The 12,651-nt window shown below is 45.8% G+C and carries 9 protein-coding genes; 5 read left to right on the forward strand and 4 right to left on the reverse strand.

Annotated elements, in window-relative coordinates; genetic code table 11:
• Positions 1–33 precede the first annotated feature (33 nt).
• Positions 34–915 (forward strand): NAD-dependent epimerase/dehydratase family protein, encoded by an 882-nt coding sequence (locus TCA2_RS11370; protein ID WP_047911736.1) that lies wholly within the window; start codon positions 34–36, stop codon positions 913–915.
• Positions 916–1,020: 105 nt separating this feature from the next.
• On the opposite strand, the gene TCA2_RS11375 is transcribed toward TCA2_RS11370, so the two are convergent.
• Positions 1,021–3,144 (reverse strand): serine hydrolase, encoded by a 2,124-nt coding sequence (locus TCA2_RS11375; RefSeq protein ID WP_047911737.1) that lies wholly within the window; start codon positions 3,142–3,144, stop codon positions 1,021–1,023.
• Between the two features lie 134 nt (positions 3,145–3,278).
• A complete protein-coding gene (locus TCA2_RS11380) occupies positions 3,279–3,713 on the reverse strand; it encodes a hypothetical protein (RefSeq protein ID WP_047911738.1) in 435 nt (144 codons plus the stop codon).
• Positions 3,714–3,996: 283 nt separating this feature from the next.
• Here TCA2_RS11380 and TCA2_RS11385 point away from each other — a divergent pair, with 283 nt between their 5' ends.
• Both TCA2_RS11385 and TCA2_RS11390 read left to right on the forward strand, forming a co-directional pair.
• Positions 3,997–5,742 (forward strand): ABC transporter ATP-binding protein, encoded by a 1,746-nt coding sequence (locus tag TCA2_RS11385; protein WP_047911739.1) that lies wholly within the window; start codon positions 3,997–3,999, stop codon positions 5,740–5,742.
• Entirely contained in the window at positions 5,739–7,511 is a 1,773-nt protein-coding gene (locus TCA2_RS11390) for an ABC transporter ATP-binding protein (protein ID WP_047911740.1), read from the forward strand. The genes TCA2_RS11385 and TCA2_RS11390 overlap by 4 nt, the downstream gene beginning before the upstream one ends.
• A 95-nt stretch (positions 7,512–7,606) precedes the next feature.
• On the opposite strand, the gene TCA2_RS11395 is transcribed toward TCA2_RS11390, so the two are convergent.
• Together TCA2_RS11395 and TCA2_RS11400 are read right to left on the reverse strand one after the other, a co-directional pair.
• Positions 7,607–8,719, reverse strand: coding sequence for a PdaC/SigV domain-containing protein (locus tag TCA2_RS11395; protein ID WP_047911741.1), 1,113 nt, complete (start codon positions 8,717–8,719; stop codon positions 7,607–7,609).
• A 403-nt stretch (positions 8,720–9,122) separates the two neighbouring features.
• Positions 9,123–10,658 carry a sulfatase gene (locus TCA2_RS11400; protein ID WP_047911742.1) on the reverse strand — a complete coding sequence of 512 codons (1,536 nt, stop codon included), beginning with the start codon at positions 10,656–10,658 and terminating at the stop codon, positions 9,123–9,125.
• A gap of 110 nt (positions 10,659–10,768) precedes the next feature.
• Here TCA2_RS11400 and TCA2_RS11405 point away from each other — a divergent pair, with 110 nt between their 5' ends.
• Both TCA2_RS11405 and TCA2_RS11410 read left to right on the forward strand, forming a co-directional pair.
• Positions 10,769–11,647, forward strand: coding sequence for an AraC family transcriptional regulator (locus TCA2_RS11405; protein WP_052511917.1), 879 nt, complete (start codon positions 10,769–10,771; stop codon positions 11,645–11,647).
• Positions 11,648–11,666: 19 nt separating this feature from the next.
• Positions 11,667–12,623, forward strand: coding sequence for a multidrug resistance efflux transporter family protein (locus TCA2_RS11410; RefSeq protein ID WP_047911744.1), 957 nt, complete (start codon positions 11,667–11,669; stop codon positions 12,621–12,623).
• Positions 12,624–12,651 lie beyond the last annotated feature (28 nt).

The raw sequence follows: 12,651 nt of genomic DNA on the forward strand, positions 1-12,651 counted from the left end.
CTGTTAAATGAGAGGAAATGGAGGGAAGAAAGAATGAAGAAGGTTCTAATCCTTGGCGGAACGCGTTTTTTTGGAAAAAGACTTGTGCAGTACCTGCTGCAAGAAGGAAAATCTGAAATTACGGTAGCGACACGCGGAAACACACCTCTTCCTTTTGGAGAAGAAGTAAGACATCTCATCGTCGATCGCGAGGTAGAGGAGCAGCTGCGAGCAGCCGCTGAAAAAGAAGAATGGGATATCGTGTATGATAATATTTGTTACTCTCCAGATGCAGCCATGGATGCGGTGAAGCTCTTTGATGGCAGAACGAAGAAGTACGTTTTTACATCCAGTTTGTCCGTTTACGATGTAGGGGTTAAGGATGCTATGGAGGAAGAGGATTTTGATCCTTCGACGTATGGGATTCAGCATGGCAGACACGACCGCTTTACATATCAGGAGGGTAAACGTCAGGCTGAAGCTGTATTTATGCAGCAAGCCTCTTTTCCTGTCGTATGCGTACGATTCCCGATCGTACTCGGAACCGATGATTACACCAAACGTTTGCATTTCCATGTGGATCGCATTAAAGAGGGCCGGCCGATCGGACTGCCTAATCTGAACGCCCGAATGGGATTTATTCATTCAGAGGAGGCCGCACGCTTTCTGGCATGGGCAGGAGCATCCAGCATTACCGGCCCTGTGAACGCGGCATCACAGAATACCATTTCAATAGGTGAGTTGATGGAGCTCATTGAGTCGAAGACAGGTCAGAAGGCTATGCTGACGAAGGACACTGAAGAGGATGCAGCATCACCTTTTGGAGTGGAAGCCTCCTGGTATATGAACACGAATACAGCGGCCGAAGCCGGCTTTGAATTTGATAATTTGAATGATTGGCTGCCTAAGCTGGTAGATCAGCTTGCCCTTAATTAATTCCTAGAGTTAGGATGCTAACAAAAAGAACACTTCAGGCTGCATTTTTGCAACCGAAGTGTTCTTTCTTATATAGTTCCTTGTATCCTCAACTTATTACTCGACTTATTCGTCCCCGGAGGACGTTGCTGCTTGAGCTTGTTCCGAAGCCAGGGCTGCTGCAATTTGATCTGTTGGTTGTGTTAATAGTTTATAAATAATAGCTGCATTTTCTTGTACATTCAGCGGTTTTTTGGACTGAAAGTCGGCAGAACCATCCGAATGAATGTCTACTTCGGGTCCATAAATACCAAGCCCGATCATCATTTTGACCGCAGGAACGGCCCATTCGCTTGTGTTTCCAGATAGCTTAACCTCTGTAAACAGTTCATCAGGATACTGTAGTTTATAGATTCTCCACAGCATGACAGCTGCTTCCTGACGTGTGATGGCTTGATTCGGTTTAAATTGCTCCGCTTCACTCAGCATCCCTATTTCCAGAGCGGATTGGATATAGCCAGCGGAAGGATGCTGAGCCCAATCGGTTCCTTCTGCAGGTGCTGTCTTACTGGCAGGAATGTTGCTGACCTTCAGGATCTCCTTGACAAATTCAGCTCGTGTGACGATATGCTTCGGGTTGACCGACGTACTTGCGTCATTTGGATAATAGCCTAAAGACTGAAGAGCGTATAATGCTTCAGCATAAGGACTGCTTGGACTTACATCCCTAAACCCTGCTGGTGCTACACCTTTGCGTTCGTAACCCATTGGATTCAGATAGGGCTCTTTCAAATATACGCTGCCATCTTCGTGTTCTTTAAATGCGGTAAACTGGCCGCTGATCTCATCGACAAACAGATTCTCCTCTACCTGTGTAAGGACACGAGGCCCAAGGAATGCATCCTGAATGGCCAACTTGCCTGCCTGCTCCTCTGCTCCTGAAACAGAGCTGACGATGGTGCTTAAACGCAGGTCTGCGTACAATCCGGAATAACGCTGAGGCTCATCTGCGGATTGGGGCTCATAGTCGTCAAATTCGACTGCCTCTGCATACTGAGGGAAAAATTCATTAATAAAAGCAGGATAGAACAAATTTCGTAGAGCACCCGTCTGATTATAAGTAAGGAAGACACCTGTATTTTGCTCCGGAATAAGGAAGAGATAAGAACTGAATCCCGTTAGATCTCCTGCCTTCGTAATAATCTTAGAGCTGCTTCCGGCTCCAGGGAGCTGAAAAGCGGCTTCAAACCCATAGGTTGTGTCCGGCAGAAGAGGATGGATTGCCGAACGATAAATTTCCATACTATTTACGGTAGACTCGGTCAGTATTCGGTTCTCACCGTCCGTTCCACCGTTTAGGAAGGCGATCATAAATTGGCTGATATCTTCAGCGGTCGTCAGCATTCCACCATGAGGCATGGGATTCGGAGATATCGCGTATAGATCAATGGGATTCTTCGCTGCATCGTAACCCGTTGCGAGCTGTTCCTTGAACTTGTCCGTCAGCAGGAAGCTGCTGTTCTTCATTCCCAGCGGTTCAAAAATATGATCCTGCATATACTCCTCATACGGTTGACCGCTCACTTCTTGAACGACAAGTCCTAATAAGAGAGAGGCAAAGTTATCATACATATAAGAGCTCCCCGGTTCACGAACAACGGGAGGCATATGCTCTCGAACATAATCCTCAATGGAAACGTTTTTATCAAAATCCGTGTGAATATCTTCCTGCTGAGGATCCCGTATCTCAAACCCTGTTGTATGTGTCAGCAAATGCTCAATCGTTACCGGTTTGTCATAAGGATTATCGAATTCAAGACCCGTTATGTATTGCTGGAAATCGGCTTTCAATTCGATTTTTCCTTGTTCAACAAGCTGCATCGCGGCCACAGCGTTAAATGTCTTGGATACGGAGGCTACACGAAAAGCCGTTTCTTCCGGATCGACCTGTGTCTGTGCTGCAAGGTCAGAATATCCATAGCCTTCTTGTGCAACGACTTCACCGTCTTTCACAATAGCCACGGAGGCTCCCACATATTGTGCCATTGCCTCAGGTGAATTAAAGAACTTATCCAGGAATACGGAAGCTGTCTCTGGATTAAGCACTTTAACCTGCTGAGCTTGCATTGTCGCAGCGGTTTGCTCTTCGGCCAGGGCCGCTGGGGCAATAGACCCTAGTACAAGCACTGAAGCGAGAAATACGCTGGACAGTGATTTTACATGCTTGTGCAAGGTGAACTTGGATACCATGAAATCACTCCTTATCTGAATTTTGATCCCTTGGAAAGATTAGGAATCTTACTCATTATAACAGAGCCTTGTTAGAAGAAGGAGAGATTTATAGGATTTATAGCATATTGTTCAGCTTGATAAACGTGATTCTGCTAACGTTCATCCTTCTGATTCATATGTACAGAACCGCATAATAGAATCATAGAGAAGAAGAATAGAAACATAATAAAGATCAGCAGGAGCGCCGGTCGGTTTGTATGCATCACAATCATTGGACCCATTAGTCCAGTCATCATCCCACTTGAGATACCGGTAATTACGCACTGCATATCGACCAGCCTTCCGTAAATAAACCCTGTGAGCATAGACAGCACTGTTGCCGCAATGGTAACCCAGCTGGAATGCATAGGGAATTGAAAGCCCCACAGCGCACCAAAAGACAGCGCACAGATCATACTGATCGTCATCGAGATATTCATGCCCAATTGATGGTTGATTTGTCTCCGCCTTTTGTTTAAGTGAACATAGCTGACAACAAGCGAACTTATAAGTAATACGTTGATCATAATAAATAGTATAACGTCCATGCATTCGCTCCATTTTGATAGATGTTGGAAAAATATGATGAATTCAATGGTGCTCATACTATATTACGTGGATCTAAAAATAATAGACCCATCGTAATTAAAGGGGGAATTCAGTAGTGCTGCTGTGCTTTTTTTGCGATTCCGCCTGATATGGGATTATAATTATTTTTTACCTAGGAATGGATGTTCGTTTCATGTAGACTTATTATGATTTATCAGCAAATGACCTAAGGTCAAATGAAAATAAGAGATACATATTTGTGTGCAGATGGGGGTGGGCACTGTGCCCAAGAAAGAAAAATTATCGATGACATGGCTGCTAAAGTATCTGAAGCCAGTCAAAGGACGGCTGCTCTTACTGCTGGTTATGCTGCTGACATCAACCGGCTTGCAGCTATTGAATCCGCAGATTGTGCAGCGTTTTATCGACACAGCTGCAGGAGGGGGATTACTCGCAACTTTATTTCAGCTGGCAGGTATATACCTGGTTGTAGCCGTCGTCAATCAGCTTATAACCGTAGCCGTCAGCTATTTCGGGAACGATGTATCCTGGCGTGCAACCAATCAGCTGCGCGGTGATCTGCTGAAGCACTGTCTTCGGCTGGATATGAAATTTCACAATGTGAAAACACCAGGCGAGATGATTGAGCGGGTAGATGGAGATGTAACAGCCATTTCCAATTTTTTTGCGATGTTTATCGTTCAGGTCATCGGCAGCTTCGTATTGCTTGCTGGGATCTTGGGTTTCATGTTCACGATCAGCGTACCTATTGCACTCGTCATGACGGCATTTACGCTGCTATCGATCTTATTCATGGTTGTGATTCGCAATCTTGGGGTGCGATCCTCTAAGGAAGAAAGGGAGGTCAGCGCTTCTCTGTTCGGTTTGATTGAAGAGCGAATTGCTGGAATCGAAGATGTTCAGGCGAATGGCCATGTACCTTATGTGATGAATCGATTTCATCGGCTGATGCGCTCCGTATTTCTTAAGGGGAGAAGAGCCTGGATGCTCCGGGTCATACCGTGGAATATAACGGTTATTCTGTTTGCACTAGCGGTAACGGCCGTGCTGCTTATCGGCGTACATTATTACATGTCCGGAGCAATTACACTGGGCACACTGTACCTAATCTATCAATATACTCAGATGCTGAACGAGCCTATTGAAATTTTGGGTGATCAAATACAGGAATTTCAAAAAGCAAAATCTGGCATGCTTCGTTCAAGAGAACTGTTATCCTTACGAAGTGAAATTAGTGAAGGCAAGGAGACCGAGCTTCCGGAAGGGCCTTTGAGTCTCGAATTTGAGCATGTCCACTTCAGTTATAACGAGGATAAACCGATTCTCACTGATATTCATTTCGAGCTGAAGCCTGGGGAACTGTTAGGTATTATAGGCCGGACGGGCAGCGGCAAATCGAGCCTTAGCCGAACTCTGCTTAGGTTATACAATATCAACAGCGGCGTTATACGCGTAGGTGGTGTAGATGTTACCAAGCTGTCTCTGCCAGCGCTGTATAGACGCATAGGGATGGTTACTCAGGATGTACAGCTGTTTGATGGAACACTTCGTGAGAACTTGACACTGTTCAATCAAGAAATCTCGGATGATGAGATTTTGCACAAAACGAGGCAATTGGGTCTAAGCAGATGGATTGAAGCTCAGCCTAACGGACTTGATACACATCTTAATACAGGAGGAACATCTTTATCCGCCGGCGAAGCGCAGTTGTTTGCCCTAACCCGAGTGTTCCTTACGAAACCGAGCCTGGTCATCCTTGATGAACCATCTTCGAGGCTGGATGCGGCGACCGAAGCAATGCTTCAGTCGGCAGTTGATCAGATGATGAAGGAATGCACCGGAATTATGATCGCTCACCGGCTTGCTACACTGAATCAAGTGGACAAAATTATGGTGCTGGGTGATGGCAGAATATTGGAGTTTGGAGAACGTGATGAGCTCGCGAGGAATCCAGCCTCCCACTATGCAAGATTGCTCGTTACAGGCAGAGAGGAGGAGCTGGCATGACCGTAGCTGGCTTTATTAATAAGCTTTTTCGATTCAAGCCATTTTTATTTATTATCAATGGTCTCTTATGGTGTATATTCCATTCGCTCCCGCTAGTCATTGGGCTTGCGATGCAGTGGTTCTTCGATCGCGCAGCTGCCGGGAATACCAACGATTATCTGTGGCTTGCCGTGCCGCTGCTTGTCATGGTAGCTGTAAGAATTACGAGAGTAGGAACCATGCTCATCGCCTTCTATGAATGGGTAACCTATATTTTTCATATCCAAGCCATTCTGCGGACGAATATGCTGGCAGGCATTATGCGCTGGCCAGGACGGAATCTGCCCGCTTCCCCTGGGGAAGCGATGAGTCGTTTCCGCGATGATGTGAACGAGGTCGTCGAATATGTGGAATCCTGGGTCGATTTCTGGGGGATGTTCGTGTTCTCCGTCGTTTCGGTCTCGATCATGGCAAGCATCAACTGGAAAATTACTTTAGTAGCTGTACTGCCCTTAGTCATCGTTACATTGCTGAACAACCTCTCAGGCAATCGAGCACGCAGATATGGTCAGCAGAATCAGGAGGCAACCGGACGGATTACTAGCTTTATCGCAGAGACCTTCGGCGCCGTTCAGGCTCTCAAGCTTGGGGAGGCTGAAGATCACGTACATGCTCGATTTATGAAGCTGAACGAAGACCGCCGTCAGGCTGCACTCAAGGATAACTTGTTTAAGCAGTGGATGAGATCGTTGAATCAACACATTCTAAGTATTTGTACGGGACTTATCCTTCTGATGTGCGCGGCTGAGATGAGAAATGGAAATTTTACGGTTGGAGATTTCGCACTATTTACCACTTATTTGACGAACATCGGGTTTAGTATCTCGTTGTTCGGCTACATGGTGTTCCAGCACAAGCGCCTCAAGGTGTCCTTTGACCGAATGCGTATGCTGTTCCGCCCAGGTGAAGAGGATCGGATAATGGATCATCGTGAAATATATTTGTATGAAGATCCTCCCGAGCTGCCCGTCATCAGCAGGGATAATAGGGAGAAACTGGAAGAGGTCGCGGTCCGTAATCTCACCTATCAATATCCGAATTCAAATCACGGGATTAAGGATGTAAATCTGGAGCTGAAACGTGGGCAGTTCCTGGTTATTACGGGAAGAATCGGTTCGGGTAAATCCACCTTGGTACGGACATTGCTGGGACTGCTTCCTAAGCAGTCAGGATCCATTCACTGGAACGGAACAGAGATTGATCCGGCTCAATTCTTAACACCGCCAAGAGCAGCGTATACACCACAAGTGCCGCGTTTGTTCAGTGATACTTTGAAGGAAAATATGGTTCAGGGCAAGCGCAGCCGCGTGGAAGAGTCCCTCGAGCGTGCGATGAATCTGGCTGTAATGAATAAAGATGTAGGGGACTTAGAAAAAGGACTTGATACACTGGTTGGGCCAAGAGGCGTGATGCTGTCCGGCGGCCAAATTCAGCGGGCAGCAACAGCGCGCATGCTGATGACAGACTCAGATCTGTATATTTTCGATGATCTATCGAGCGCACTGGATGTTGAAACCGAGCAGCAGGTATGGGATGGATTGTTTAAGGAAGAGGATGTGACCTGCATCGCCGTCTCTCACCGAAGAGCAGCTTTATCCAAGGCAGATCATATCATTGTAATGAAGGATGGACGAATTGAAGCAGAAGGCAGCCTTCGTGAACTGTTAGAGAGCTGTGAAGAGATGCAGCTGCTGTGGCAGGGAGAACAGACTCCAGTAAAAGTATCTTAACCGAAGTACCAAAAAACCGTTTGGAAGGAAAGCTCCAAAGGTTTTTTGGTGTATCTATATGTTGGCTCAAGCTTGCTGCCTGCCCATTTCGCAAATTATCGTGCATCCGCAAAGGGGTCTGTTCCTTTAGGCAGCAGATCTGCAAAACTGAAGGTATACGTTGGGAATCCCATCGCATAGGAGGTAATTTCATAAATTTGGAAAAAGACGGTGAGCCCATTTTCAGAAACGTAGAAATCCGGATCTTCCTTCAGTCCGTTAAACCCAAAGTTGAAGTTGTCTGCGTTTGTCTCCTTCTGCAGCATTTGATCCAGCTTCTTCTTGGCAGCATCTGATGAATGGAGCAGATCGTCCAATGTCAGCTGCTTACCATCCTTGAGGGAGAACGTAAAGCCCTCACGGTAAGTCATTCCATGAGCACCACCTACATATTCGTACAAATCAGTGGCTATGCTCAGCACTCCATCCCGGTTAAAAGTGACGAGGAAGGTACCATGGAATTCATAAGGCTGTTCGAACTCAGCATCCCGATCTTTTGCTTTTTTCTTCGCTTCTGCTGCAAAAGCTTCTGCTTTATCTTTGAACGTTTTGTTTATTGCTTCCTGAGCTTCTGCATTCGCAAGCCCACTAAGCTTCGGATAACGAATGTCCATGGTTGCATTGTTGTTGCTGTCTGAGATCGTTTCCGAAGTGATGGTTACCTTGTTCTGCTGCTGTTTTTTCAGTGTTAATGTTTTGGATGATGAGTTGTAAGAGCCCTGGAAACCTAAATATTCCTTCAACACTCTGTAGGGAACATATAGCTTGCCGTTTATATTTTTGGCTTCATAGGCTTCATAACTCGTATTGTTGTCTCCGATATAACGATCGTTGATCCTGGTGTTAATCCCATATTCCGTTACTTCCAATTTCATTTGAGTGACTCCGCTTCCGACCGTGTAGGTTTTAACCCCTTTGCCAGCCTCATAGCTTAATTTAAGGCCCAAATCATCTCTAAACACCGAGATCGGAATCATCGTGCTTCCTTTAACCAGCTTGCCTGGAGCAGAGAGCGTCTTGCCATTATACTTCATTACGACGTCTGAAGCTTGGACTGAGGTTGCGGCAGCAACGACAGCTTCGGACTGCCCACTTAAAAAGCTCGTATTACCTACCAATAGACCTGCGGACAAAATAGCTGCGGACCATTTCATACTTTTCTTATTCATTATTAGTTCCTCCCTAGTCTAAGCTGTTCGCTCTTCTTATTATGTATTACCCAAAAATTCCTTTTTCTTATAAGAGATCACTCTTATGTTGATACGAATCACACGTTATTCGCATTACGGCAGTAAGACAAGATTTATTATAGGGAGGAAATGAGGGGAAATGTTTACAGCCAGGGTTACAGTATTGTTGTCGAAATCAGGAGAATGGAGGGATTAAGCTGTTAATGTAGCTCTGCAGCGAGCATCGTTTCATTAAACAGTACGTTGATGTGCGAGGCACAATAGTCGATCAGATGACAAACCTACATTTTTTTGTAAGAAAAAAAACCGCATATCACATATTCTGTTCATGCGGCATTATTCCGTTGCTAATATATTTTGTTCTATCCATCAGTTACTCACTTCATGCTCCCGTAATTCTTGGCATCGGCATGGATTCTTTGCCCAATTCAGCCCATGCATATTTTAAGAGCAGCTCGGTCTTGAGATCTTTCCGTTCAGGGTTATCCCATAAATTGTTCGGCTCTTGTGGATCCTCTTGAAGGTCAAAGATTTCACCATAGGTTTGATTGTAATATATCGTTATTTTATACCTTGCATCCACGTAAGTTTTCTGATGTATCGTCGTCGGCTCATGCCGGAACTCACATATCGCATGATCACGAGCACAAGTGCTCTCACCCAGCCACACCTTCTTCTGATCAACACCAGTCATCGCATGTGGAATGGGCAGATCGCAGAATGACAGGAAGGTAGGGGCAAGGTCAACCAATGATTGGATGGCATTGCTTTGCTGATCGGCTGGAACATGACCCGGGTAACGTACAATGAAAGGCAGCTTAATCAGATCCTCATAATGAAACCCGCCTTTTGCCTGTAAGCCATGCTGACCGAAGAAATGTCCATGATCCGTTGTAAAGACGACAATCGTATTGTCAGCAAGTCCGAGCTCATCAAGCTTATCGAGTATGCTGCCAATATATTTATCCATCAGGCTGATCATTCCGTAGTAAACGCCTACAAGCTTCTTCTTATCGTAATCTGTAAGCCGCGCACGCTTGCCATATTCATAATAATGATGAGATCGATATCCATGAATTCCCTGACCGGTTTCCGACAAATAAGAGAAGTCGGGATTGTCCTCCTGTGTTTTGCCAAAATGGGGCGGATTCTTGTCATGCTCACCTTCGACTATCTTGGGAATGGTCAATTCGTCTGGATCATACATGGAATCCCAAGGCTCAGGTGCTAAATACTCCGGATGTGGATCAAAGAAGCTGGACCACAAGAAGAAGCTGTCGTCGTTCGCTTTATAATCTTCCAGCAGTGCATTGGTCCGTTCAGCAATCCAAGTATTGTAATGATACTTTTCTGGAATCGGCCATTTGTAGGTTTGGGTACGATCCATCGTTCCAATCTCAGGAAGGAAGTAATCTCTCCAGTTATCGAGACCTTTCTCTTCCATCCATAGAGCATAGTGTTGACCGACATGCCCCTCATTCGTATGGTTACGTGTCAGCTCTACATGGTCAAATCCATAGAATGGACCGTTGAATTCTTTCCAATAATCAAAATCATGCACTACAGGATGTGCTTCCATGGAAGGGTAAGTCTCTGTGGATACTAATGGCTGGAAGTGCGCTTTGCCGACCAGCGCCGTTTGATATCCAGCCGCCTTGAAATCCTCTCCCACCGTATGCCGATCCTCCAGCAATTTGGTGCCAAGTGTCCAGGCTCCATGCTGACTTGGATACATCCCCGTAATGATGGAGGCACGGCTAGGCGTGCAAGTCGGGTTAGGACAATACGCTCTGTTAAAAGTCGTTCCTTCTCTTACTAACCGATCAAGGTTAGGAGTATGCAGCTCTTTATTGAATGCACCAATCGTATCCCAGTGCTGCTGATCGCTTGTAATTAACAATATGTTAGGTTTCTTCATCGAACATCCTCCTTCTGTCGAAAATTATAAAAAAACGATCAGCACAGAGGAAATAACTTAATGTATGATAGATTTAACATTTTGTCTGTATGCGGGGTGAAGTTATACCAGTGCTACCTGTTTTTTTTCAAGAGTATGAGCATGAATATGCAGAGTTTCTGTTTAATACCCCCTCGGAATTCGATAAGAGAGACCAGGCTTGGCTTGTCCGAATGGGCAGAAATATCGCTAAGCCCAGCTATCGGGTGGGGCCAAGAAGAATCGAATGCTACAGCATTCATATGGTACAGGAAGGTCATATTCGGTTTGAATATGACGGACAGCAGCGACTGCTTGGACCGGGAGATTTATTTTGTATGTATCCAGGCATCACTTATTTGTACTATAAGAATCAAGACAAAGAATCGCTTCGGCTTACCTGGATGGCAATGGATGGTCCTGGGATGGAGAATATTCTAACGCTGCTAGGATTGTCACGTCATGAGCCTTATCTCAAGAATCGATGCAGCCCTATGATCGAAGAACACCTATCCGGATTGATGAACGTGCTGAGACAGAAGGACGCAACAAATGATGCTGCCAGCTTTGAGCTCAGAGGCCGCTGCTATTGTTTACTAGGTCAGTTGATGAGCTCTAGTCAACGACAGCCGGAGCACCGTGTACTATCCTGGATCTCTAAGAGTCTGGACTACATCCGCCTGCACGCCTCGGAGGGAATTACCGTACAGCAGATCGCACGTCTAGCCGGGCTGAATCGCACTTATTTCTCAACCGAATTCAGGAGCGCTGTCGGAGTATCACCTACGGAATACATCGCCCGGGTAAGAATGGATAAGGCGAAGGAGCTGCTCAGTCAATCCACCGCAACCGTTACAGAAATTGCATATAGCGTCGGATATACGAGCCTGTATTCGTTCACCCGTGCTTTCAAGAACCATTGTCACATGTCACCAACTGATTATCGTCATCTGCATGCAGCTAATTCATAGACCGCTTGAGGTGAATTCATTGAGACCGATATTGTTAGGAATATTCGCAGCCTTCTTTTTTGCATTTACTTTTGTATTAAACGCATCGATGGAGTTGTCCGGCGGCAGCTGGATCTGGAGCGCCTCGCTTCGCTATATTTTTATGATTCCTTTTCTCGTTGCAATCGTCATGTTTAGAAGAAATTTCAGACCACTGATAGCCGAGATGAAAAAACAGCCGAGAACCTGGCTCTTGTGGAGCTGTGTTGGCTTTGGCTTGTTTTATGCTCCATTATGCTTTGCAGCAGCCTATTCTCCGGGATGGCTGGTTGAAGGTACGTGGCAGTTTACGATCATTGCCGGCATGCTGCTTGCTCCGCTATTTACTGAAACCGTACATACTTCCACTGGCGTCCTTCAGATCAAAGGTCGAATTCCTATGAAGGGACTTCTGATGTCGCTCCTTATCTTGCTAGGTATAGTGCTGATGCAGGTTGAGCATGCAAAGAGCTTCTCTCTAGAAAATCTGCTGCTAGGTGCCATTCCTGTATTTATCGCTTCTTTTGCCTATCCGCTGGGTAACCGTAAAATGATGGAGCTGTGCGAAGGAAGATTGGACGCTTACCAGAGAGTGCTGGGCATGACACTTGCCAGCCTGCCATTCTGGATTCTGCTGTCTGTGTATGGTCTAGCAACGGAGGGCCTGCCAAGTCTTGATCAGAGTATGCAGTCGCTGCTTGTGGCTCTATGTTCCGGAGTCATTGCAACGGTACTATTCTTCAAAGCAACGGATATGGTAAGAGGGAATATGCAGAAATTAGCGGCAGTGGAGGCGACGCAGTCCATGGAAGTGCTGTTTGCTCTTGCAGGTGAAGTGTTGTTATTGTCCATTGCAATTCCTTCATCCCTTTCATGGGTTGGGATGCTGATCGTTGTGATTGGTATGGTTCTGCATAGCTATGTTTCTAGAATAGACGTTCAAGCAGCAAAAGGATAAATCTTTCAATGCGTAATTGATTTATTCA

This window comes from Paenibacillus sp. TCA20, assembly GCF_000732325.1.
Lineage (GTDB): Bacteria > Bacillota > Bacilli > Paenibacillales > Paenibacillaceae > Paenibacillus > Paenibacillus urinalis.